Source organism: Micromonospora sonneratiae (assembly GCF_042679305.1).
Taxonomy (GTDB): domain Bacteria; phylum Actinomycetota; class Actinomycetes; order Mycobacteriales; family Micromonosporaceae; genus Micromonospora_H; species Micromonospora_H sonneratiae.
On record NZ_JBHTMP010000002.1, the window covers coordinates 20,826 to 43,415 of the forward strand.

A 22,590-nucleotide genomic window follows, 5' to 3' on the forward strand; every position below is an offset into this window, starting at 1 on the left:
CTCGGGCAATTCCGGACCGGGTGTATTTTCGAGACGGGACTCGGGAGGCGTCACAGTCGGCGGAGTCTACCGGAGCGCCTACGGTAGACCTGAGTCGCGTGACGCCGCCACCGGAGCTCTCCAGAACCTGCTCCACGGCCGGTAACAACGAGCTTACCCCCCATGGAGCCGAGCTTACCTAGGTCGCACCCGTGCGCCGTGCGAGATCTCGTACGATGTGGCTTCCGCTTAGGCAGTCGGATTGATCGGGGGCGCAGGTGGGTTCAGTCCGTCGTCGCGGCTGGATGGGCGTCGCGTTGACGCTGGGGCTCTTCGCGGCAGGTTGTGGTCCGATCGCGGAACGACAGACACCAACCCTGCGGACCGGCTACGACACTCTCGACGGCACCCTGCAGGTCTGGCCGGCCCGGGGTGGACTCATGGCCGACGCCGGGGCCACCGCAGCGGTCACGGAAGCCGTGCGCAACTGGCGTTCGCCGATCGACGACCGGGTACATCTGCCCTCCTCGGGCATCCTCTGGCTCGGCGAGGTGGACGGTGCGCCACTGGCACTGGTCGCGGCCAGCGTTCCCGGCGAGGCCGCCTCCTGGCTCCTGCAACTCACCCGTAAGGGCACCGGGTTCGAGGTGAGCCGCTCCGCGCAGTACACCGACCCGGGCTACCTGGTCTACTCCGACGTGCTTCCGGTGCAGTTGCCGACCGGTCGACGCTATCTGACCTCCACCCGGGTACAGCGTCTGGTCGGACCGGAGAACAAGGCACTGACCATCACCGATGGTCTCACCGCTCCGGTGGAGGTCCCCACCTGCACGGCCGTCCCGCTCACGGCGACCCTGATCACCACCGAGTCGTTGCCGAACGGCAAGTCCGACCGGCTGCTCGACCTCGGCACCGCGGTCGACTCCCCGCGCTATCCGCTGGTGGGTGACGACTCCGGGTCCGGTCGCCGGGTCCTCGAGGGGCTCGACACCTGCACGTTGACCGCGAAGACCGGACCGTTCGGCAGCATCCCGCAACGCCGTGGCGACCGGGAGGAGCCCAACTCCGTACCCGAGTCGTGGCCGATCGACCGGATCGCCACCCGGTCGCTGGGTACCATCTCGCTGCCCGGGGAGAAGCCCGGCCAACTCGACCAACTGACCTGGCACACGGATGCGGGCAACATGAGCGCCGTCATCTTCCGGCCGGCGGAGGGTACGCCCGTGGTGTCGGTCGCGGATCGCCTCGATCCGCTGCAGTCCTATCCGCTGGCCGTCGGCGACCGTCAGCTGGTCGTCCTGACCTGGAAGGCCGGCTCGGAGAGCACGCTGTCGGTGCCACCGGAGACGCCGTTGCTGGTCGACAACGCCGGCCTGGCCGTGGTGCCCAGGCCAGCCACCGCGGAGACGGTCAGTCTGGCCACGCCGGACAAGACCTACTACCGGTCGATCGGCGGCAAGATCCGCGACTGACGACGGGCGCGCCGGACGGTTTCCCGTCCGGCGCGCCCGGTCTCGTACGTATCGTGCCGGTGTGCCGTGATCAGGCGTGTCCGGCGGCCCGCTTGCCCCGGCTGCCGTTGGCCGTCACCGGGACCGGCTCGACCGCCTCGTCCAGCCGCGAGATCCAGCCGGTGACGTCCCGGGCCACGTCCTGCGCGGTCAGCCCGAGGTCGGCGAGGATCTGCGCACGGGTGCCGTGCGGCTGCCAGACCGCCGGCACGCCGAGGTCACGTACCGGGACGTGCACATCGGCGTCCCGCATCGCCTTGGCCAACGCGTCGCCCACACCGCCGGTGCGTACGCCGTCCTCCACGGTCACCACGAGGCGGTGCGAGCTGGCCAGCTTGACCAGTTCCGGCGAGACCGGCCGCACCCAGCGCGGGTCGACCACGGTGACGCCGTAGCCGTGCTCGGCGACCCGGGCGGCCACCTCGACGCCCAGCTGACCGAACGCACCGACCGCCACCAGCAACACGTCGGCACGGGCCGACTCGGCCAGTACGTCGACCGCGTGTGCGGTGCCCGCCCCGATCCGGCGTACGGCGGGCAGGTCCGCAGCGACCGAGCCGGTCGGGAAGCGCAGGATGGTGGGGCCGTCGTCGACGGCGACCGCCTCGCGCAACTCCTCCCGTAGGGTCGCGGCATCACGCGGGGCGGCCAGGCGCAGGCCGGGCACCACCCCGAAGACCGACATGTCCCAGATGCCGTAGTGACTCGGCCCGTCCGGGCCGGTGATGCCGGCGCGGTCCAGCACGAACGTCACCGGCAGCTTGTGCATCGCCACGTCGAGCAGCACCTGGTCGAAGGCACGGTTGAGGAAGGTCGCGTAGACCGCCACCACCGGGTGCAGGCCGCCCAGCGCGAGGCCGGCCGCCGAGGTGGCCGCGTGCTGCTCGGCGATGCCGACGTCGTAGACCCGTTCCGGGTACTTGCGGGCCAGCGCGGCGATGCCGGTCGGCTCGGCCATCGCGGCGGTGATCCCGACCACGTCCGGCCGCTCGTCGGCGATCGCCACCAGTTCGTCGGAGAAGACGTGCGTCCACTTGACCGACGGCGCGGCCAGCAGCTTGCCGGTCTCGACGTCGAACGCGCTGCTCGGGCCGTGCAGGCAGTCGGCCTCGTCCTCCTCGGCCGGCCGGTAACCGTAACCCTTGCGGGTCACCGCGTGCACGATGACCGGGCCACGGAAGCCCTTGGCCGCCCGCAGCGCCGACTCGACCGCGCCCAGGTCGTGGCCGTCGACCGGGCCGACGTACTTGATGCCCAGGTCCTCGAACATGGCCTGCGGGGCGACCGCGTCCTTGATGCCCTTCTTGACGGCGTGCAGCACCTCGTACATCGGCTTGCCGACCAACGGGGTCGACCCGAGGGCGTCCTTGACCGTGTCGAGGATCTTCTCGTAGCCGGGGCTAAGCCGCAGCGAGGACAGGTGGTCGGCCAGGCCGCCAATGGTCGGGGCGTACGACCGGCCGTTGTCGTTGACCACGATGACCAGCGGGTTGCGGGCGGTGGCGATGTTGTTCAGCGCCTCCCAGCACATGCCCCCGGTCAGCGCCCCGTCACCGACGACGGCGACGACGCTGCGCTGCTCGCCGCGCAGGGCGTACGCCTTGGCCAGCCCATCGGCGTAGGAGAGCGCGGTCGAGGCGTGGGAGTTCTCGATGATGTCGTGTTCGCTCTCGGCCTGGCTCGGGTAGCCGGACAGGCCACCGCGCTGGCGGAGCTTGTCGAAGCCGTCCAGCCGCCCGGTCAGCATCTTGTGTACGTACGACTGGTGCCCGGTATCGAACAGGAAGCGGTCCCTGGGCGAATCGAAGACCCGGTGCATCGCGAGGGTCAGTTCGACCACCCCGAGGTTGGGCCCGAGGTGTCCACCGGTGCGCGACACCTTCGCGACCAGGAAGTCCCGGATCTCAGCGGCGAGGACGTCCAAATCCTCGGCAGACATCCGCTTGACGTCCTGCGGACCGCGGACCGTGGCCAGCAACCGGCCGTGGTTGGCCGAGCCCTCTTCAACACTCATGACGGGAGAGTCTATCGGCCCTAGCCGAGACCGCAGTCCGAGCCGAGATCATCTTCACCAATCCCTCGCATTCCCCGAGCGGACAACCTGTTCGGAACCGTTCCGAACAGCCGGTGAGCTTCCCCACCCGCAGCCGTCCCGGACGGCCGGCTACGGCACCAGCAGTCCGACCAGTTCCACGTGCTGGGTCATCGGGAAGAGGTCGTAACCGCGTAGCGCGACCAGCCGCCAGCCCGCATCGCGGAACGTCCGTACGTCCCGGGCGAAGGCAGCCGGATCACAGGCCACGTACGCCACCGCCCGTGCACCGGAATCGGCCACCGCCCGGGTCACCGGGCCGCCCGCTCCGGTGCGCGGCGGATCGAGCACCACCAGGTCGACCGGGCCGGTCACCCGACGACGCGCCAGAGCCGTCTCCACCCGGGCCGACACCACCTCGACCTGCGGCAGGTCACGCAGGTTCTCCCGGGCCGCCGCCACACCGGGCGGCGCCGCCTCGACCAGGGTGACCCGCCCGGTCGGGCCGACCCGACCGGCCAGCGCCCCGGCGAAGAGCCCTGCCCCGCCGTAGAGATCCCAGGCCGACTCCCCCGCCACCGGGTCGAGCAGGTCGAGCACCGCCGCCACCAGGGTGTCCGCAGCAGCCGGATGCACCTGCCAGAACGCCTCTGCCGGGATCTTCCACTCCCGCCCGGCCGCCAACTCCCGTACCGTCGGAGCACCCGCGTCGACCGGACCCGCGTCGACCGGACCCGCGTCCCCGGCACCAGCCCCCCGGGGACCGCCACCACCGGCACCGGCCACCTCGCCGAAGTCACCAGCCTCGAACAGGTCGCCGAACCCACCGGTGCCGGCAGAGATCCCGCGCACCACCACGTCCCCGCCGGACGAGGCCACCGTCTCCACCGCGTCAGCATCCGGCCACCGCCGTCCATTCGACGCCAGCACCGGCAACTCCTGGATCGCGGGGTGGGCGATCAGGCAGCGGTCGATCGGTACGACCTCGTGCGAACGATGCTTGAGCAGTCCGGCCCGGCCGGCGGCATCCACCGCGTACCGCACCCGGGACCGCCAGCCCAACATGCCGCCCGGCAGGGCCTCGACCCTCACCCCGAGGTCGTCCAGCTCCGCCTCGCTGAAACCACCCAACCGCCGCAACTGCTCGCGTACGACGGAAGCCTTCCACGCCCGCTGCCCGTCCGGTGACACATGCTGGAGATCACAGCCGCCGCACCGGTCGGGGCCCGCGTACGGGCACGGTGGAGTGACCCGCTCCGGTGCGGCCGTCAGCACCGTCACCGCGTCCGCCCGCAGATATCCGCGATGTACCTCGGTGATCTCCGCGACGACCCGTTCACCGGGCAGCGCGTGCCGGACGAAGACGACCTGACCATCGAGCCGGGCCACGCAGTGACCGCCGGGCGCCACCGAGTCGACGGTCAACTCGACCCGCTCGGTCTCGTACCGCCCGTTCGCGACTGCGGGGCTCGCAAGCTCACTCCTCGCGCTCACTGAACCCACCCTCCGTTCGCGACTGCGGGGCTCGCAAGCTCACTCCTCGCGCTCACTGGTCGTGGCCTCCTTCGGTGCCGGCCCGGCGATCAGCAGCGGGTCTGCCGGCCGGTGCGGGGGGTGGTGTGGGTGGCGCGAGCTGACCGCCGAGGCTCGCACCACGCGGCCCCCGGGCCGGTCCCCAGTTGAGGGTGGCGTCTAGACGGTCCAGGTTCTTGTTGGCGGTGGAGGCCAACTGCCACGGGACGCTGGTCACCATCACGCCCGGCTCGAAGTGCAGCCGGGTCCTGATCCGCAGGGCACTCTGGTTGTGCAGCAGGTTCTCCCACCACCGGCCGACGACGTACTCGGGGATGAAGACGGTGACCACGTCGCGGGGCGCGTCCCGGCGGGTCGACGCGACGAAGTTGAGGATCGGCCGGGTGATCTCCCGGTACGGCGAGTCGATGATGGTCAACGGCACCGGTATCCCGCGCCGTTCCCACTCCTTCTGCAACGCCCGGGTGTCCGACTCGTCGACGTTGACCGTGACCGCGGTCAACGTGTCCGGACGGGTGGCCTGGGCGTAGGCCAGTGCTCGCAGGGTCGGCTGATGCACCTTGCTGACCAGCACGATCGCGTGGTTGCGGGCGGGCAGCACCGGCCGCCCGTCGGCCGGGGTCAATTCGGTGGCGACGGTGTCGTAGTGCCGGCGGATGCCGAGCATGAGCAGGAAGATGACCGCCATCGCGACGATCGCGATCCACGCGCCGAGCAGGAACTTGGTGACCAGCACGATGATCAGCACCGCGCCGGTGAGCACCATGCCGAAGGTGTTGATCGCCCGCGACCGGAACATCCGGCGACGCGCCACCGGGTCCCGCTCGGTACGCAGCAGCCGGTTCCAGTGCCGGATCATGCCCGCCTGGGACAGGGTGAAGGAGACGAAGACCCCGACGATGTAGAGCTGGATCAGCTTCGTCACCTCGGCCTGGAAGGCCACGATCAGCACCATCGCGAACAGCGCCAGCAGGATGATGCCGTTGGAGAAGGCCAGCCGGTCTCCCCGGGTGTGCAACTGGCGGGGCAGGTACCGGTCCTGGGCGAGGATCGAACCCAGCACCGGGAAACCGTTGAACGCGGTGTTGGCGGCCAGGAAGAGGATCAGCGCGGTCATGCCGGCGACCACGAAGAGCAGCACCGACCCGGAGCCGAAGACGGCCTCGCCGAGCTGGGTGGTGACGGTCTTCTGCACGTAACCGGGCGGGCCGGAGACGATCTGCAACGCCGGGTTCTCGACGAACTGCAGACCGGTCAGCCGGGCCAGCCAGATGATGCCGACCAGCATGGTGATCGCGATCACGCCGAGCATCAGCAGGGTCGCCGCCGCGTTGCGGCTCTTCGGCGGCCGGAACGCGGGTACGCCGTTGGAGATCGCCTCCACACCGGTCAGCGCGGCACAGCCGGAGGAGAACGTCCGTAGCAAAAGGAAGACCAGCGCAAAACCGGTGACGCTGTGTTCGGCCCGGATCTCCAGGCCGGCGCTGGGGGCCTGTAGGTCGTGACCGAGCACGAAGACCCGTACCAGCCCGGTCAGGATCATGCCGACAATGACGATCATGAAGCCGTAGGTCGGGATGGCGAAGGCGTTGCCCGACTCCCGTAGGCCGCGCAGGTTCATCGCGGTCAGGATGATCACCGCCACGGCGGCGATGCCGACCTTGTGGGTCGCCACGAACGGCACCACCGAGCCGAGGTTCGCCACCCCGGACGAGACCGACACCGCGACGGTCAACACGTAGTCGACCATCAGCGCGCTGGCGACACCCACCCCGAACTTCGGTCCGAGGTTGACCGTGGCCACCTCGTAGTCGCCGCCGCCGGACGGATAGGCGTGCACGTTCTGCCGGTAGCTGGCCACCACGGTCAGCATGACCACCACGACGGCCAGGGCGACCCAGGGCGAGAACACGAACGCCGACGCGCCGGCGATCGACAGGGTCAGCAGGATCTCGTCCGGCGCGTACGCCACGCTCGACAACGCGTCGGACGCGAAGACCGGCAACGCGATGCGCTTCGGCAACAGGGTGTGCTTGAGTCGGTCGGACCGGAACGGTCGTCCGAGCAGCAACCTCTTCAACAGGGAGGTGGGACTGGCCACAACCGGTAAGCGTACGTCCGCGGGGAAACCGGCGTCGGCGGGTGCCGTAGCGGTAGTCGTCACACGTTGGCGGTACGTTCGACGCCGCCCGAGGCAGTACCGTCAATCGGTCGGCGACCGGCGCGGTCCGGTCGGTCGGCGCCGGCGGGCGTGGTCGTGGCACGCTCTTGGTGACAGGCCCACCGGCAACGGACGGGGGCACGCGGTCTGTGGAAGGAACACCGTGCACATCGTGATCATGGGGTGCGGCCGGGTGGGCTCGACGCTCGCCCACAGCCTTGAGTCCCGAGGTCATTCGGTCGCCGTCATCGACCAGGACGCGGACGCCTTCCGGCGGCTCGGGGCGGACTTCGGCGGGCTCACCGTCACCGGCATCGGCTTCGACGGCGAGGTGCTGCGCCTGGCCGGGATCGAGCGCGCCGACGCGTTCGCAGCGGTTTCCAGCGGCGACAACTCCAACATCATCTCCGCTCGACTGGCCCGGGAGACGTTCGGCGTCGCCCGGGTCGTGGCCCGCATCTACGACCAGAAGCGGGCCCAGGTCTACGAGCGGCTCGGCATCCCGACCGTGGCCACGGTCCGCTGGACCGCCGACCGGATGGTCCGCCATCTGGTGCCCGAGGGGAACGTGGAGATCTTCCGTGATCCCACCAGCACCGTCTCGATCATCGAGGTCCCGGTACACGACGACTGGATCGGCCGGCCGCTGCGGGGGCTGGAGGAGGCGGCGGGCGCCCGGACCGCGTACCTGATGCGGTTCGGTATCGGCACGCTGCCCACCGCGTCCACCGTCCTTCAGGAGGGTGACCAGCTCTTCATGCTGGTCACCGACGACATCGCCGGACCGGTGACATCGGTGGCGGGCGCGCCGCCGGAAGGGGGACAGTGACGATGCGCGTCGCCATCGCGGGAGCCGGCAACGTCGGGCGGTCCATCGCCCAGGAGCTGATCGAGAACGGGCACCAGGTGATGCTCATCGAGCGGCAGCCGAAGATGCTGCGCCCGGACCGGGTGCCGGCCGCCGAGTGGGTACTGGCCGACGCCTGCGAGCTGACCAGCCTGGAGGAGGCCGACCTCGCCAGTTGTGACGTGGTGGTGGCCGCCACCGGCGACGACAAGGCCAATCTGGTCGTGTCGCTGCTGGCCAAGACGGAGTTCGCGGTGCCCCGCGTGGTCGCCCGGGTCAACCGGGCGGAAAACGAGTGGCTCTTCACCGACCAGTGGGGCGTCGACGTCGCGGTCAGCAAGCCCCGGGTGATGGCCGCTCTGGTCGAGGAGGCAGTCACGGTCGGCGACCTGGTCCGGCTGATGACCTTCCGACAGGGCGAGGCCAACCTCGTCGAGATCACCCTGCCGCCGTCCGCTCCCTACGTCGGGCATCCCATCCACAGCGTGCCGTTGCCGCGGGACGCCGCGCTGGTCGCGATCCTGCGGGGCAAGCGGGTGCTGGTGCCGACCCCGGACGACCCGTTGGAGGTGGGCGACGAACTGATCTTCGTCTGCACGGCGGAGATCGAGGACTCCGTCCGTACGGTCATCCTCGGTGCCGACAGCGTCGAACGCACCCGCAACGCCGGCTGACCGTCCGACGACTGATCGTCCTACGACCACCGGGCTGACCGCGCAGGCGCGCGGTCAGCCCGGTCAGGAAGTCAGCACAGCCGGTCAGGGGCGTCAGCAGTGGGTCAGGGAGTCAGTGGGGCCGTGTTCCGGGTGACCCGACGTACCGTCCAGCCCGTGATCACCAGCAGCAGTGCGTACGGCGGATAGCCCAGCGCCAACCGGGCGACTCCGAGCGCCGTGTCCATGTCGGCCAGGTAGAGCCCCGCCTGCACCCCGACCTTGGCCAGCCAGACCACTCCCCACAGCACGGTCAGCCAGGTGAACGTACGCACCAGACGGGGGTTCTGCCGCCACTCGGAGCGCCCACCGGCCGCGAGTACCGACCAGATCCAGCCGACCAGGGGCTGACGAACGGCCGCGGAGCCCAGCAGGACCAGCCCGTAGCCGATGCCGTAGAGGATGCCGGGCAGATGGAAGTCCTTCTCGCTGCCGGTCTTCCAGGCGATGACCGCACCGATGCCGACACCGAACAGGCCGTTGATCGCGTGCCGGATCGGCTTGCGCTGTACCAGCCGCAGAATGGCGATCAGCACCGCGACGGACACCGAGGCGATCACCGCCGGCCGTAGTTCGGCCAGGATGTTGACCACCACGAAGACGACCACCGGGATGCTCGACTCGGCCAGCCCCCGCCAGCCGCCGAGTTGCTCGGCGACCTGTTCGGCGATGCTGGGCAGTGGTGCGTCGTCCTTCGGGTCGGTGTCGACCTCGGCGTCCCGGTGTTGTCCGGTCGTCATCTGCACCTCTCCCGTTCGCAACCGCAGTCAGTTGTCCCGCCTCGGGTGAGGCGTCGGAGTGTTCTCCCGCTCACCGGGACATTTCCAGCTCGTAGTACGGGTTGTAGATGACCTTGCGGTCGTCGCGCACCGCCACCCGGCCACGGACGGTCAACTGTCGGCCCGGTTCGATCCCTGCGATGTGGCGACGCCCGAGCCAGACCAGGGTCACGACGTCACTGCCGTCGTAGAGGTCGGCCTCCAGCGTGGGCAGGTTGGTACGCGGCGTGTAGACCACCGTACGGAGTCGTCCGGAGATCGAGACCACCTGGCCACGCTGGCACTGCTGGGCAGGGGTACCGCCGAACTCGGCGCTCTCCCGCCGCAGCTCCTGCGCCTCGATCTCCGCCTCACTCGCGGTCAGCCGCTGCAGCATGCGCCGCAACGACACTCGACCCTCATCGGTCGCCATGACCTCGGTGTCACCCTTTCCCGGCGCGATCCGCACCCGCCCGCGCGCCAGCCCGGCACGACCCCGACTGGGGCCGTGCCGAAAGCGTACGCGCAACCACGGGCTCCCGGCGGGCCCTGGCGGATCGGCACGGGATCCGGGACCGGCCGGCCGGGGCCGAGCCGCTGACCCGGGGCGGGCCAGCCGCGAAGTCGGCTCAGGCCGATCCGCGGGGACGGGGTGAGGGCTTGTCCCGGTGTGGCGTCTGATGCCCGGAAACGACGCCGTTGACCGGTGCGCCGGACGACTCGTCCTCCGCCGGGCCGGCCTGTTCGGCGACCTCCTTGGGCAGTTGCAGCGGCAGTGGTTCGCGTACCGGCTTCGCCTCACGCCCACGGTCCACCACCAACCCGTCCAGGCACTCGGCCAGCGGACCGGCCGCGGCCGGGTCGACCGCCGCAGCGCCCTGGTAGACCCCGCGCACCATCCACCGTGGCCCGTCGATGCCGACGAAACGCAGGGGGGTCGGACCGTCCGGGGTACGGACCTGGGCGCGCAGTTCCACGCCGTACTCGCCGTCGACCTCCTCGGTGGTGGCCCCCTCGTTCGACAGCGAGGTACGGATCTCCGACCGGACCTCGTCCCAGATGCCCTCCGACCGGGGAGCGGCGAACACACCGAGTTGCAGGGCGCTCTCGCCGTGCACCAGCACGATCTGCTGGATCACGCCGTCGGGGTTGGCCTGAACCCGGATCTCCACGCCGTTCACCGCCGGGATCCGCAGACTGCCCAGGTCGAGTCGCTGCACCTCGGGTGCGGCCTCCGCGGCGTCGTACGGGCCACGTAGGGCCCCCTCCGTCGCGGCCTCGCCGTCGTGGCCCACCGCCGCATCGACGTCCTGCTGCCCCGACCGGGCCTGCTTTCCAGAGCCCCGGCGTCCTCGGGAGAAGATCACTTTGCCCGCCTTCCGTCTTACTCAGCTGTTGTCGCTCGCGCCACGCGGCGTGAGCAGGTCCGCGTGCCCGCCGGTCGACCCGTGCCCGCCGTCGCCGCGCCGGGATTCGGGCAACTCGTCGACGACGTGGAAAAGGGCCCGTTCGACCCGCTGCACCACAAGCTGCGCGATCCGATCACCACGGGAGATCTTCGCCGCGCTCACCCGATCATGGTTTACCAGGTTGACCAGGATCTCGCCACGGTAGCCGGCGTCGACCGTACCGGGGGCGTTGAGCACCGTCACGCCCAATCGCGTCGCGAGTCCCGATCTGGGATGCACCAGCCCGACGAACCCGTCCGGGAGGGCGATCGCCAGACCGGTGCGGACCAGCACCCGGCCACCGGGCGGGATCTCCACGTCCTCGGCGGCCACCAGGTCGGCGCCGGCATCACCGGGATGGGAGTACGCCGGCAACGGCAGATCCGGGTCTAGCTGCCGTACGGCGACTGGCACGTCGTGGGTCACGGTCTCCCTGCTTCCGTCCGAGAATTCGGTGCTCGCTCCCATCCTGCCGGGTACGGCCACCGCGCCGCGCCGTACCCTCGGACCGTGACCTCGTCCCGATCCAAGTCCGCGCTCGCCACGACCCCTGCGGTCGCCACCGGACACACCGAACGGATGACGCTGCCATGGTGGGCGTGGCTGCTCGGCATCGGCTTCGCCTGCTTCATGGCGACGGAGATCTGGATGGGCTCGACCGGGCTCCGGGCGTGGCTGCCGTTCACGGTGCTGGTGCCGGCGGCCGGGGTCGGCCTGTGGTGGCTCGGCCGGATCACGGTGGCCGTACGCGGCGGCGAACTGCTGGTCGACGACGCTCGGCTGCCGGTCCGGTTCATCGCGGACGCCATTCCCCTGGACAGTGCCGGACGGCGTGAGGTGCTCGGCGTCGGTGCCGACCCGCTGGCGTTCGTGGTGCAGCGTCCCTGGGTGGGCGGTGCCGTACAGGTGGTCCTCGACGATCCGAGCGACCCCACGCCCTACTGGGTGGTCAGCTCGCACGATCCGGTACGGCTGGCCGCAGCGATCCTCGCCGCCCGCGACACCGACCGGCCCGCCGGGGACGCCGACTGACACGTCGCCGACCACGACCGACGCCCGCACGGCAGCGACCGGACCTACGGTTCAGCCGTGGTTCGGCGGAACAGGGGCGATCGCTGTCCCCGGCCCGCCGCGCAGGTCGGCGCGGATCTGATCGCCCAGCTTCCGGGTGGCCCGGCTGTTGAGGAAGCTGGCCACGGCGGCACCGGTGAGCAGGGGGCCCATCGTGGTCAGGTTCCGCCCGAACCGACGCAACAGGGTGTCCCGCAGTTCCTTGCGTGCCGCGGTGCCGAGCACGGTGCCCACGCCTACCCCGGGCACCATCGGGTTGACCCCACGCCGGCTCGCCCAGGAATGGATCATCCCAACCGCACGTTGGGTGCCGCTGCCGGTGAAGGGCACCCCGTAGACCTCGTGCAGCTCACCGATCAGCTTGATCTCGATGGCGACCACCGCCACGGTCTCGGCGGCCAGCAGCACCGGCGCGGACAGCAGGGTCGGCGCGGCGGCCCACTCCACCGCCGCCACGCCACCACCGGCGGCCCCGACGCCAGCGGTCGCCCGAGCGGCGTTGCGGACGAGACGCTCGGCCAGCAGATCACCGTCGAGTCCGTCGAAGTGTCGGCGCAGCGTCTCGTGGTCGCGGACCGGGATGTGTGGCGCGACCTCGCTCACCACCGAGGTCAGCCAGGCGATGGCGGCCCTCGGCTTGAACATGTCGCCCAGCCCTCGGGCACGGACCTGGCCGACCAGGTTCCGCAGCAGCCGCCGCCGCTGCGCCTGCTCGATGTCGTTGTCGGTCAACGCGACGACGGTCACCCCGAGGTCCCCGTCAGCCCGGCCCGACTCGGCGTGCGGAGGCACACCGGCCGGCCCGGCCTCCTCGTCGGAGACCGGTGAAGCCGGTCCGCCGGGAAACGGTGAAGACGCTGTGGTCTCCGACACCCGATCCGGGCCACTCATCGTTCGGCCTCCAGCCATGTCGATCCGCCCGACGTCGAGTGTGCACGAACCCGTCCAGCATCGAGCTGCCTGAATCAGGTCAGGCAGCTCGACACCCCCGTACATCCCGATGCAGCGACCTCCACAGCCGAGGTCGCTGCCCGAGCCCCCTACGTAGGATCAGGCACACTCGCGGCAGATCAGCTCGCCGTTGCGCTCGGTAGCGAGTTGGCTGCGGTGATGCACCAGGAAGCAACGCCCGCAACGGAACTCGTCCGACTGCATCGGCAGCACCTTGACCGTGAGTTCCTCATCGGCCAGGTCGGCACCGGGCAGCTCGAAGCTCTCGGCCACCTCGGCCTCATCGACGTCGACCGCACCTGACTGTGAGTCGACCCGTCGCGCCTTGAGCTCTTCCAGACTGTCCTCGCCGAGGTCGACCTCGTCGCGGCGCGGAGCGTCGTAGTCGGTGGCCATCGGTTTCACTCTCCCATATCGATATAGTCGCTGCCGGTTGTAACGCCGGACGACAGTGTTTCGGTTCCCGCTGGCCGGCCTTCTTTTTTCCGGTCCTGCGCCCCGGCATCTCTGCCCGGTCGCAGTCGCCAGGGAAACTCCCCCGGCGAGCGCGGTACCTTACCCCCCTTTAGGCAGGGCATGTATACCGCCCTCGCGGCGTACATGTACGCCCGAGCGCGCGGAGTTGTTCCCAATGTGACTCAGGCGACACGAAGATAGGGGCAGTAGTACGCTGATCGCCATCGGCGCGCCGGCACAACCGCCTCTTTCCGCGTGAGTCGCCGACAACCGCTAGCCTCATCGGCATACTCGGTAGCCGGCGACGGCGGGCTCCGCCCGCTCCCGGCAGCCAACCATCACACTGCATGGGGAGCCCCCGGATATGAGTTTTGCGCGGGTGCGAGCGCTCGTTGTCGTCGGCGCACTGGTGGTGTTCGCCCTGGTCTTCGTGGTCGTCGCCCTGGTCCGGGACACACAGAGCGGGGTGAACGGCGCCAAGGGTTGCCCGGACGGCTACGCCTTGGCCGACGTCACACTGCGCGCGCCGAAAGACGTCAAGATCAATGTCTACAATGCGACCGACGAGGCCGGCCTGGCCAGCAGCATCGCCGACGACTTCCGCAACCGGAAGTTCCAGGTGCTGAAGACCGGCAACGAGAAGGCCACCGACGACGTGGCGGTGCTCCGCTTCGGCCCCAAGGGGGTCGGATCGGCGCATCTCCTGCGGGCGTACTTCCTCAACGAGGCAGAGCGCGTGTACGACCCGAAGCGCGAGGACGACGTCGTGGACGTGGTGATCGGCTCGCGTTTCCGGCAGTTGGCCACCACGACCGAGGTCAATCAGTCGTTGGGTGAGATCGGTGGCCGGCCGGTGCTCCCGGAGAACACCTGCGCCGCCCCGGCGGACAAGTGATCCATTCCGGCTGGTAGGCAATTCCGTCACGATCAGGCAACGCCCCAGGGGCGGTCCGGACGTTGGTGCGGACCGCCCCTGGGCGTCCGTGGGAGCCACGGCGAGGTCCGTGGAAGCCATGGCGAGGTCCGTGGAAGCCATGGCGAGGTCCGTGGGAGCCATGGCGAGGTCTACGGCCCACCGGAGGCGTCCAACCCGGCCAACAGGTCGTGTAGCGGCTCGAAGAGCGTGGGCGGGGCGGCAATGACCAGATCCGGCCCCGCTGCGGCACCGGCGAGACCGGCCACCCGCAGCCCGGCCTCGGCGGCGATCAGCCCCCCGGCCGCGAGGTCCCAGGCCGCCAGCCCCTTCTCGTAGTACGCGTCGACCGCACCTTCCGCGGCGAGGCAGAGATCGAGCGCAGCGGCTCCGAAGCGCCGGATGTCACGGATCTGCGGGATCAACTGGGCCAGCACGCGAGCCTGGTGGACCCGCCGGGCCGAGTCGTAACCGAAGCCGGTGGCCACCAGTGCCTGCCCGAGGTCGGTCTCGGTCGAGCAACGCAGCCTTCGGCCGGCGCGGTAGGCACCGCCACCCCGGGTGGCGGTCCACTCGTCGCCGGTCGCCGCGTTCCGCACCACGCCCGCGACCACCACGCCATCGACCTCCGCCGCCAGCGAGACGGCGTACTGCGGCAGGCCGTAGAGGTAGTTCACGGTGCCGTCGATCGGATCGACGATCCACCGGACCGCCCCGGGCACCGCCGACCGGTCCGGACCGCCGGAGTCGCCGTACTCCTCGCCCAGCACGGTGTCCTGTGGGCGTGCCTCCCGCAACGCGGCCAGGACCTGGCGCTCCACCGCCCGGTCCGCCGCCGTGACCACGTCCGTCCTGGTGCTCTTGGTGGTCACTCCGGAGACGCCCTCGACACGCATCACCCGGGCGGTGTCAGCGGCCTCCCGGGCGACCACCAACGCAATTTCCAACAGCTCGCCCGGAGCCGGCGCTGTGTCCTGCATCTCGTCCCCTTCCCGCACGCCTGCGGCATCGCGTGCCGGGCGCGAGTATCATCCTTACAAAGTCCAAATTTGCTTCGAGTTGGCGGCCCCGGCCGCCTCTCTGGCGTGCGGCGCGGGATGATCGCCGCAGACGGCGTTACAATTCACGCCTGCCCACGCGCCACGGACCGCCCGACAACGGCCGGCCCGCGACACGGGGGTTCCTAAACCACATCGGCCCGGCACGACGCCTAGCGCTGCGCTGGCCGAGCGGCCGTGCTCGCTCATCGCCTCCGGAAGGTCATTCGTGACAGAACCCCGCCACACCGGCGCCGACGTACGCTCGCTCACCGAAACCCTGATCGCCCACGCGCAGAACGCCGGCGGCCAGCTCACCTCGGCCGAGCTCGCGCGCACCGTCGAGACCGCTGAGGTGACTCCGGCCCAGGCCAAGAAGATCCTGCGTGCGCTCTCGGACGCGGGCGTGACCGTCGTTGTCGACGGCTCGGCGAGCACCCGCCGCCGGGTCGCGGCAGCGCGCTCGGCCACGCCGGCCTCACGGGCAACCACTGCCAAGACCACCAAGAAGGCGGCGGCTCCCGCGCCGAAGCAGGCGCCGGCCGCCGACGAGGCGGTGCCGGCCGCTGCGGCGGCGGGCCCGACCCCGACCGGGGCGACGGTGGTGGCTGCCGGGGTGGTCAGCCCAGCCAGCAGCGCGTCCGCCTCGGCTGGTACGGCAGTGACGACAAGGATTCCACCGGTCAACTCTTCGGTCCCTGGGGTTCGCGAGCACCCTCGTCACCCGATCCGGGGCGGGGCAGCGTCGATGATGGTCGGTAGATGTGGAAGCCGGGGGGAGCCAGCGGCTGGTCGTCCGCAGGCTCGACCGGAGCAGAACTGCTCCGGTTCGCTGGCGTGGCCGCCGCAGCCGTAGCCGCAGACGGGCTCGGGGCAGGGGCCGGGGCCGGGCTGGGGGACGGCGTGGGCGCGGCGGGTCTGGGCAGGTCGGCTGCCTCGTCGGCTCCCGCCTCGGTCCCCTCCGGCTCGGCCGGGGCACGCCCGTGCAGCTTCTCGCCCCGCAACCGGGCCGCCACCACCACTGCCCGTACGGCAGACAGAACGGCCAGTCCGGCCAGGACCGCGATCCCGATCCGACCGTCGAACGGGATCAGGCCCAGCGCCCCGCCGGCCACGAAGGCCAGCATCAGCACCGTCTCTGAACGGGCGAACGCACTGGCCCGGAGTCGTTCCTGGACGCGTTCCTGGATGCTGGCGTCCACGGCGAGCTTGGCGATACCACTGACCATGGCGGTCACCAGGCAGAGCAGCGCCACCATGAGCAGCGAGAACTTGAGTGCGGCCAGAATGGCCACCCCGGCCACGATGACCATGCCACTGGACTGGATCGCGGCCGGCTGATAGATGCACAGTCTGGTGCCCAGGGCGGTGGCGAGGAAGGTGCCCGTCGCGAGGCCCGCGCCGACCAGCGCCAACGCCCCCTCGTCACCGAGTTCCCGGCCGAACACCATGGTCGTCAGGTCGTTGGCCTTGATGGCGAAGGCGAGGAAGAGCAGCAGGAAGCCGAACATGGCGCGTAGCGCGGCGCTGCCGATCAGGGTGCTGATCACCAGACGCCCGGAGGGCTCGCCCCGGCCGAGTGCCCGACCGTCCTTGCCGCGCCGGAACCACATCGTCGAGAACGTCCGGGGTACCGACTCGGGTGGTGCGGAGTCCGCCTGGGCCGGCAGTCGCAGCGAAAGCACCATCCCGACCAGGAAGATCACCGAGGCGGCCCGTAGCGGCCACTGCGCGCCGAACCAGAACAGGCCCAGACCCACCGGGGCGAGTATGCCGCCGGCGATCGTGCCGTAGACGCTGGCCCGGGCGCCCACCTGGGACAGGCCCAGCCCGGCGGGGAGCAGCCGGGGTACGACTGCCGAGCGGGCTACGCCGTACGCCCGGGACAGGGCCAGCACACCGAATGCGGCTGGGTAGAGCCCGAAGCCGTTCAGGTAGTCGGAGATCAACCATGCCAGGAAGGCCCGGCCCAGCATGGTTGCCGCCAGGGCGTACCGGCGACCGTGGCGGAAGTGGTCGAGCAGCGGTCCCACCACGGGGGCCAGCAGCGCGAACGGAACCATCGTGACCAGCAGGTAGAGGGCCACCTTGCTGCGTGCCTCGCCGAGCGGGGCGTTGAAGAAGATCGTGCCGGCCAGCCCGATCGCGATCAGGGTGTCACCGGCGCAGGAGATGGCGTGCAGGTCGAACAGTCGGGTCATGCCGACCTCGCCGCCGGCCCCCTTCCGCCGTACCTGGCCGACGCGGCGAGCCGTCCAGCGACTGCTGCCCAGCATGGTGCGGACCATGAAGCGGATGAGCCGGATGGCGGTGCCGACGGTACGCCCGAGGTCCGATCGGCCAGAGCGGGAGAACAGCGGCATGCGCACCATCCTCGCCCATCCGGTCGATCTTCGCCGGACCTGGCTCTAGATCCTCCCGGGGAGTGTTCCAGATCTTCCTGGGGGATGGGTGCGGGTCGACCGCACGGATAGGCAAGAATAAGCGGGTGACCAGGACCGTCGCTCGTGCCGCTCGTCTCGACCAGGTTTGCGCCAACGCCGTCGAGGTGGCTCGTGCCGGGATCACCGAGGCGGATCCGTCCGATGTCGGCGACCACCTGGCGGCGGTCGCCGAGGGCGATCGGCTGGTGACCCACTTCTTTGAATGTCGGATGGCCGGTTATCAGGGCTGGCGGTGGGCGGTGACCGTCACCCGGGTAGCCCGTAGCAAGAACGTCACGGTCTGCGAGACGGTGCTGCTGCCGGGACCCGACGCCCTGCTGGCCCCCGGCTGGCTGCCCTGGCAGGACCGGCTCCAGCCGGGTGACCTCGGCCCGGGGGACCTGTTGCCGACCCCGCCGGACGACGATCGGCTGGCTCCCGGCTACCTGCTCTCCGACGACCCGGCGGTTGAGGAGACCGCCTGGGAGTTGGGCCTCGGCCGACCCCGGGTGATGTCGCGCGAGGGACGGATGGAGACGGCCCAGCGCTGGTACGACGGCGACCACGGCCCCGCCGCGCCGATCTCCGTTGCCGCGCCCGCAGCTGCCCGGTGCGGATCGTGCGGGTTCTACCTGCCGATCGCCGGTGTGTTGCGGCAGAGCTTCGGTGTCTGCGGCAACTTCTACGCGCCGGACGACGGTCGGGCGGTCAGCGCCGACCATGGTTGTGGTGCCCATTCGGAAACGTTGGTGGACTCCACCGAGACCCAGGAAGACGAGCTGCCCACGGTTTACGATGACGGCGAGGTGGAGGCGCTCCCGATGAGCCGGCCAGCCGGGTCGGTGGGGACCGGTGAGCCAGCCGAGCCGTACGGGCACGGCTGAGCGTACGGGCACGGCACGGCTGAGCTAGCCGGCTGGTTCGTCTCTACGGACGGACCAGCTCACTCGACGGAGCTGGCCTGCCCGGCGGCCCGCCGTCGCCGACGGTTGGCGTCGTGCTTGATCATCACGGCCAGTCCGGGGAAGCCCAACAGGAAGCCGGCCAGGCAGGTGTAGAGCCAGTTCTCGTGTCCCTGGCTGGTCAGCGTGTCCCGGAAGAAGACCAGTAGCACCAGGCCGACGATCGCCCAGAGAGCGATCCCGGCAACAGCAAACGGAACCATCGGCGGGTCGAGTGGTTCGGGTCGTGGGGGTTGCTTCTGGGACACGTGGGACAGGGTACGGGATCAATTTTCGCCGTAGGTCCCTGATCTGCGACGATGCGCGCGGCAACGACGGATCGCCTGCGAGGATCTGATGAGCAAAACCCCAACTAAGCTCCATAAAATGGACGGGAAGCCGGAGCCCCGTAACGGCTTCGACCGGTTCTTCGAAATCACCGCCCGTGGCTCCACGCTGGCCCGTGAGATGCGCGGCGGCCTGGCGACGTTCTTCACGATGGCCTACATCGTGGTGCTCAACCCACTGATTCTCGGCGGCGGCATCGACGGCGACGGCAAGAAACTGGCCATCCCGGCGCTGGCTGCGGCGACCGCCCTGGTCGCCGGCCTGATGACCATCCTGATGGGGGTCGTCGGTCGCTTCCCGCTGGCGCTGGCCGCCGGCCTCGGTGTCAACGCGCTGGTGGCGTACGAGATTGCCCCTGAGATGACCTGGGCCGACGCGATGGGCCTCGTGGTGATCGAGGGTGTGCTCATCGCGGTGCTGGTGCTGACCGGGCTGCGTACGGCGATCTTCCGCGCGGTCCCGACGGCGTTGAAGACGGCGATCGGTGTCGGCATCGGCCTGTTCCTGACGATCATCGGTCTGGTCAACGCCGGGTTCGTCCGGCGGGTCCCGGACGTGGCCAACACCACCGTCCCGGTCGGCCTGGGCATCGGCGGCAAGCTGGTGAGCTGGCCGTCGCTGGTGTTCGTGGTGGGTCTGCTGGTGACCCTGGTGCTGGTGGCCCGCAAGGTGCGGGGTGCCATCCTGATCGGCATCCTCGGCTCGACCGTGCTGGCGATCATCGTGGAGGCGATCGCCAAGGTCGGGCCGTCGTTCGTCAACGGGCAGCCCAACCCCAAGGGCTGGGCGTTGAACGTGCCGGAGTTGCCGGCGAAGCTGCTGGACGTTCCCGACCTGTCCCTGCTCGGCAAGTTCAACCTCTTCAACTCGTGGGAGCGGGCCGGTGTCCTGGTGGCGCTGATGTTCGTCTTCACGCTGTTGATCACCGACTTCTTCGACACGATGGGCACGATGGTCGCGGTCGGTCAGGAAGGGAACCTGATCGACAAGGAGGGCATGCCGCCCCGTACCAAGCAGATCCTGCTGGTCGACTCGATCGCGGCGGCGGCCGGTGGTGCGGCCAGCACGTCGAGCAACACGTCGTTCGTCGAGAGCGCGGCCGGGGTGGCCGAGGGGGCCCGTACCGGTGCCGCCAACCTGGTCACCGGCGCGTTGTTCCTGCTGGCGATGTTCCTCGCACCGTTGGCCGTGGTGGTGCCGTTCGAGGCGGCGTCGATCGCTCTGGTGGTCGTCGGCTTCCTGATGATGGCCGAGGTACGGACGATCGACTGGTCCGATTTCGAGATCGCCATCCCGGCGTTCCTGGCCATCACGCTGATGCCGTTCACCTACTCGATCTCGAACGGTATCGGTGCGGGTGTCATCACGTACGTGCTGCTCAAGATCTTCAAGGGCAAGGCCCGGGAGGTGCATCCGCTGATGTACGGCGTGGCCGCACTCTTTACTCTGTACTTCCTGCGCGGTCCAATTGAGACATTGGTCTTCTAGTTCTGCCTGGTGGGCGGTAACCGCCCACGGGTGACAGCGGTCATAAAGAGTGGTCGTTAGCCTAGCTTATTAGTTAGGCTAACGACCGTGACGGAGCGGACGGTGATGGCGAAACGCGTGCCGCCTGCGCAGCTGGCGATCCTGCTGCGTGACGCGATCACCCGGCTCAATCGGCGGGTCCGGCAGGCCCGTCCGGTCGGCGACCTCACGGTGACCCAGCTCTCCGCCCTGACCAGCCTACGGCTGGCGGGCGCGCTGACTCCCCGTGAGCTAGCCGACACCGAAAGGGTTCAGCCGCCGACGATGACCAAGATCGTCGCGAAGTTGGAGGAGCGCGGCCTTGTGCAGCGCACCCCCCATCCGACCGACGGTCGACAGGTCATCCTCTCGACGACCGAGGCCGGCCACGCGGTGCTCGTACAGAACGAGCGGGTCCGCGACGAGTGGCTGGCCCGGCGGCTCGCTGAGCTGTCTCCGGAAGACCGTGACACCCTGCTGCGTGCCGCTGAGATCCTCGAGCAGGTGATCCGCGCCTGACCGGCGCTGATCACCGGGTCTGCTTCGTCCGCTCTGGATGACGCGTACGACCCGAGGAGGCGCACCCCGCGTGCGGGCAAAGCTGAGCACCACGTTCCAGTCCCTGACGGTTCGCAACTACCGGCTCTTCGCCACCGGTCAGCTGATCAAGCTGATCGGTGTCTGGATGATGTTCATCGCCCAGGACTGGTTGGTCCTTGAACTCTCCGACGACTCGGCGACCGCGCTCGGTGTGGTGACCGCGTTGCAGTTCACCCCGGTGCTCCTGCTGACCCTGCTCTCCGGCCGCCTCGCCGACCGGTACGACAAGCGGCTGCTGCTCTTCGTCGCCAATACGACCTGGAGTGTGCTCGCCCTCGGCATGAGCCTGCTGGTGGTCACCGACCTCGTCCAGCTCTGGCACGTCTTCCTCTTCGCCCTCCTGCTCGGCGTGGCCAACGCCGTCGAGACCCCGGTCCGCCAGGCGTTCGTCTCCGAACTCGTCGGCACCTCGCTGCTGCCCAACGCGCTCTCCCTGTCGGCGGCGACCTTCAACTCCGCCCGGATAGTCGGACCGGGTCTCGCCGGCCTGGCCATCGCCGCCTTCGGCGTCGGACCGGTCTTCGTCTTCACCGCACTCGTCTCGGTGGCCCCACTGGTCAACCTGGTACGGATGCGTCCGGCGGAACTGCACCGGGCGACCCTGCCGCCACGGGACGAACGGGACTCGGCCCGGGTCGTGGACGGTCTGCGCTACGTCTGGCGGCGGGCGGACCTGTTGCTGCCGATGGCCCTGATGTCGGTGATCGGGATGACGCTGTTCAACTTCCAGCTCACCCTCGCCGCCCTGGCCAAGACCGTCTTCAACACCGGTGCCGCCACGTTCGGCCTGTTCTCCACGGCCCTGGCCGTCGGCGCGCTGGTCGGGGCACTGGCCGGCAGTGGCCGGCGTAGCCGGCCGTCGGTCTGGCTGGTGCTCGGTGCCGCCGTCGCCTGCGCCATCGCCGGCACGCTGGTCGGCCTGGCCCCGACGTACTGGCTGGTCGTCATGTTGCTGCCGATCGCCGGGTTCTTCATGGTCTTCTTCGCCCAGGCCGCCAACCAGCGGGTCCAGCTCGGTACCGACGCCGCGTTCCGGGGTCGGGTGATGGCGCTCTGGGTGCTGGTGTTTCTCGGCACCAACCCGATCGGTGCACCGATCATCGGTTGGGTCGCCGAGCGGTTCGGTGCCGGGGCCAGCATCTGGATGGGTGGCCTGATCTCGCTGGCCGCCGCCACGGTGGCGCTGACCTGGCAGCTGCGGCGCTCGGGTGCCCGACTGCGGCTGCGGATCCTCCCCTCACCCCGGTTCTACGTGGTGCCGGCCGACTGCTGAGGGGCGGGGAAGGGCTCCTTGTTGTCGGTTTCCGTCCTGCGAGGGGCCGTTCCTTACCCTCGAAATCGGTGGCGGTCCCCTCCGCCGCC

The 22,590-nt window shown here is 69.9% G+C and carries 21 protein-coding genes and 1 pseudogene; 10 read left to right on the plus strand and 12 right to left on the minus strand.

The genetic code is table 11. The annotated features are described in order from the left end of the window. Positions 1-257: 257 nt before the first annotated feature. Positions 258-1,451, plus strand: a complete 1,194-nt coding sequence (locus ACFQ4H_RS02000) for a hypothetical protein (RefSeq protein WP_377566266.1) — start codon at positions 258-260, stop codon at positions 1,449-1,451. Positions 1,452-1,521: 70 nt separating this feature from the next. Here the strand turns inward: ACFQ4H_RS02000 and dxs are convergent, their stop codons facing one another. The 3 genes from dxs to ACFQ4H_RS02015 form a co-directional block, all read right to left on the minus strand. After that, a complete protein-coding gene (dxs, locus tag ACFQ4H_RS02005) occupies positions 1,522-3,504 on the minus strand; it encodes a 1-deoxy-D-xylulose-5-phosphate synthase (RefSeq protein ID WP_377566268.1) in 1,983 nt (660 codons plus the stop codon). 150 nt (positions 3,505-3,654) lie between these two features. Beyond that, positions 3,655-5,016, minus strand: coding sequence for a class I SAM-dependent RNA methyltransferase (locus ACFQ4H_RS02010; RefSeq protein WP_377566270.1), 1,362 nt, complete (start codon positions 5,014-5,016; stop codon positions 3,655-3,657). A gap of 52 nt (positions 5,017-5,068) precedes the next feature. After that, positions 5,069-7,156, minus strand: coding sequence for an APC family permease (locus ACFQ4H_RS02015; protein ID WP_377566272.1), 2,088 nt, complete (start codon positions 7,154-7,156; stop codon positions 5,069-5,071). Between the two features lie 223 nt (positions 7,157-7,379). Here ACFQ4H_RS02015 and ACFQ4H_RS02020 point away from each other — a divergent pair, with 223 nt between their 5' ends. Both ACFQ4H_RS02020 and ACFQ4H_RS02025 read left to right on the plus strand, forming a co-directional pair. Further along, positions 7,380-8,045, plus strand: a complete 666-nt coding sequence (locus ACFQ4H_RS02020; protein WP_377566274.1) for a potassium channel family protein — start codon at positions 7,380-7,382, stop codon at positions 8,043-8,045. 2 nt (positions 8,046-8,047) lie between these two features. Then, the gene (locus ACFQ4H_RS02025) at positions 8,048-8,737 is read left to right on the plus strand and encodes a potassium channel family protein (RefSeq protein ID WP_377566276.1); all 690 of its coding nucleotides are present in this window, start codon (positions 8,048-8,050) and stop codon (positions 8,735-8,737) included. Positions 8,738-8,841: 104 nt separating this feature from the next. Here ACFQ4H_RS02025 and ACFQ4H_RS02030 read toward each other — a convergent pair whose 3' ends face one another. The 4 genes from ACFQ4H_RS02030 to dut form a co-directional block, all read right to left on the minus strand. Further along, the gene (locus tag ACFQ4H_RS02030) at positions 8,842-9,516 is read right to left on the minus strand and encodes a DUF3159 domain-containing protein (RefSeq protein WP_377566278.1); all 675 of its coding nucleotides are present in this window, start codon (positions 9,514-9,516) and stop codon (positions 8,842-8,844) included. 70 nt (positions 9,517-9,586) lie between these two features. Continuing rightward, the gene (locus ACFQ4H_RS02035) at positions 9,587-9,967 is read right to left on the minus strand and encodes an OB-fold nucleic acid binding domain-containing protein (protein ID WP_377566280.1); all 381 of its coding nucleotides are present in this window, start codon (positions 9,965-9,967) and stop codon (positions 9,587-9,589) included. 196 nt (positions 9,968-10,163) lie between these two features. Next, a complete protein-coding gene (locus ACFQ4H_RS02040) occupies positions 10,164-10,829 on the minus strand; it encodes a DUF3710 domain-containing protein (protein ID WP_377566657.1) in 666 nt (221 codons plus the stop codon). 93 nt (positions 10,830-10,922) lie between these two features. After that, entirely contained in the window at positions 10,923-11,450 is a 528-nt protein-coding gene (gene dut / locus ACFQ4H_RS02045; RefSeq protein WP_377566282.1) for a dUTP diphosphatase, read from the minus strand. Between the two features lie 111 nt (positions 11,451-11,561). On the opposite strand from dut, the gene ACFQ4H_RS02050 reads away from it, so the two are divergent. Continuing rightward, a complete protein-coding gene (locus tag ACFQ4H_RS02050; protein WP_377566659.1) occupies positions 11,562-12,014 on the plus strand; it encodes a DUF3093 domain-containing protein in 453 nt (150 codons plus the stop codon). A gap of 51 nt (positions 12,015-12,065) precedes the next feature. Here the strand turns inward: ACFQ4H_RS02050 and ACFQ4H_RS02055 are convergent, their stop codons facing one another. Both ACFQ4H_RS02055 and ACFQ4H_RS02060 read right to left on the minus strand, forming a co-directional pair. Beyond that, on the minus strand, positions 12,066-12,944 hold the full coding sequence (locus ACFQ4H_RS02055; protein ID WP_377566284.1) for a hypothetical protein: 879 nt from the start codon (positions 12,942-12,944) through the stop codon (positions 12,066-12,068). A gap of 159 nt (positions 12,945-13,103) precedes the next feature. After that, the gene (locus tag ACFQ4H_RS02060) at positions 13,104-13,400 is read right to left on the minus strand and encodes a DUF4193 domain-containing protein (protein WP_377566286.1); all 297 of its coding nucleotides are present in this window, start codon (positions 13,398-13,400) and stop codon (positions 13,104-13,106) included. A gap of 439 nt (positions 13,401-13,839) precedes the next feature. Between ACFQ4H_RS02060 and ACFQ4H_RS02065 the strand changes: the two genes are divergently transcribed. Then, positions 13,840-14,355 (plus strand): LytR C-terminal domain-containing protein, encoded by a 516-nt coding sequence (locus tag ACFQ4H_RS02065; protein WP_377566288.1) that lies wholly within the window; start codon positions 13,840-13,842, stop codon positions 14,353-14,355. Positions 14,356-14,525: 170 nt separating this feature from the next. On the opposite strand, the gene ACFQ4H_RS02070 is transcribed toward ACFQ4H_RS02065, so the two are convergent. Next, the gene (locus tag ACFQ4H_RS02070) at positions 14,526-15,353 is read right to left on the minus strand and encodes an inositol monophosphatase family protein (RefSeq protein WP_377566290.1); all 828 of its coding nucleotides are present in this window, start codon (positions 15,351-15,353) and stop codon (positions 14,526-14,528) included. Positions 15,354-15,639: 286 nt separating this feature from the next. On the opposite strand from ACFQ4H_RS02070, the pseudogene ACFQ4H_RS02075 reads away from it, so the two are divergent. Continuing rightward, positions 15,640-15,961, plus strand: a pseudogene (locus ACFQ4H_RS02075) (RNA polymerase sigma factor region1.1 domain-containing protein); the annotation flags it as partial. Between the two features lie 132 nt (positions 15,962-16,093). Here the strand turns inward: ACFQ4H_RS02075 and ACFQ4H_RS02080 are convergent. Then, a complete protein-coding gene (locus ACFQ4H_RS02080) occupies positions 16,094-17,773 on the minus strand; it encodes an MFS transporter (protein ID WP_377566292.1) in 1,680 nt (559 codons plus the stop codon). Positions 17,774-17,880: 107 nt separating this feature from the next. Between ACFQ4H_RS02080 and ACFQ4H_RS02085 the strand changes: the two genes are divergently transcribed. Beyond that, positions 17,881-18,717 (plus strand): DUF3027 domain-containing protein, encoded by an 837-nt coding sequence (locus ACFQ4H_RS02085; protein ID WP_377566660.1) that lies wholly within the window; start codon positions 17,881-17,883, stop codon positions 18,715-18,717. A gap of 59 nt (positions 18,718-18,776) precedes the next feature. Here ACFQ4H_RS02085 and ACFQ4H_RS02090 read toward each other — a convergent pair whose 3' ends face one another. Beyond that, on the minus strand, positions 18,777-19,043 hold the full coding sequence (locus tag ACFQ4H_RS02090) for a DUF2530 domain-containing protein (RefSeq protein WP_377566294.1): 267 nt from the start codon (positions 19,041-19,043) through the stop codon (positions 18,777-18,779). A 118-nt stretch (positions 19,044-19,161) separates the two neighbouring features. Here ACFQ4H_RS02090 and ACFQ4H_RS02095 point away from each other — a divergent pair, with 118 nt between their 5' ends. From ACFQ4H_RS02095 to ACFQ4H_RS02105, 3 genes are all read left to right on the plus strand, one after another. Further along, positions 19,162-20,610 (plus strand): NCS2 family permease, encoded by a 1,449-nt coding sequence (locus tag ACFQ4H_RS02095; RefSeq protein WP_377566296.1) that lies wholly within the window; start codon positions 19,162-19,164, stop codon positions 20,608-20,610. Between the two features lie 87 nt (positions 20,611-20,697). Beyond that, the gene (locus ACFQ4H_RS02100; protein ID WP_377566298.1) at positions 20,698-21,147 is read left to right on the plus strand and encodes a MarR family winged helix-turn-helix transcriptional regulator; all 450 of its coding nucleotides are present in this window, start codon (positions 20,698-20,700) and stop codon (positions 21,145-21,147) included. A 70-nt stretch (positions 21,148-21,217) separates the two neighbouring features. Beyond that, on the plus strand, positions 21,218-22,501 hold the full coding sequence (locus tag ACFQ4H_RS02105) for an MFS transporter (RefSeq protein ID WP_377566300.1): 1,284 nt from the start codon (positions 21,218-21,220) through the stop codon (positions 22,499-22,501). Positions 22,502-22,590 lie beyond the last annotated feature (89 nt).

Bases quoted from the DNA above. Each gene is read 5' to 3' on its own strand.
- ACFQ4H_RS02035 (WP_377566280.1), bottom strand. From the start codon at position 9,967: ATGGCGACCGATGAGGGTCGAGTGTCGTTGCGGCGCATGCTGCAGCGG.
- ACFQ4H_RS02030 (WP_377566278.1), bottom strand. From the start codon at position 9,516: ATGACGACCGGACAACACCGGGACGCCGAGGTCGACACCGACCCGAAG.
- ACFQ4H_RS02025 (WP_377566276.1), top strand. From the start codon at position 8,048: ATGCGCGTCGCCATCGCGGGAGCCGGCAACGTCGGGCGGTCCATCGCC.
- dut (WP_377566282.1), bottom strand. From the start codon at position 11,450: ATGGGAGCGAGCACCGAATTCTCGGACGGAAGCAGGGAGACCGTGACC.
- ACFQ4H_RS02060 (WP_377566286.1), bottom strand. From the start codon at position 13,400: ATGGCCACCGACTACGACGCTCCGCGCCGCGACGAGGTCGACCTCGGC.
- ACFQ4H_RS02055 (WP_377566284.1), bottom strand. From the start codon at position 12,944: ATGAGTGGCCCGGATCGGGTGTCGGAGACCACAGCGTCTTCACCGTTT.
- ACFQ4H_RS02080 (WP_377566292.1), bottom strand. From the start codon at position 17,773: ATGCCGCTGTTCTCCCGCTCTGGCCGATCGGACCTCGGGCGTACCGTC.
- ACFQ4H_RS02070 (WP_377566290.1), bottom strand. From the start codon at position 15,353: ATGCAGGACACAGCGCCGGCTCCGGGCGAGCTGTTGGAAATTGCGTTG.
- dxs (WP_377566268.1), bottom strand. From the start codon at position 3,504: ATGAGTGTTGAAGAGGGCTCGGCCAACCACGGCCGGTTGCTGGCCACG.
- ACFQ4H_RS02095 (WP_377566296.1), top strand. From the start codon at position 19,162: ATGGACGGGAAGCCGGAGCCCCGTAACGGCTTCGACCGGTTCTTCGAA.
- ACFQ4H_RS02050 (WP_377566659.1), top strand. From the start codon at position 11,562: ATGACGCTGCCATGGTGGGCGTGGCTGCTCGGCATCGGCTTCGCCTGC.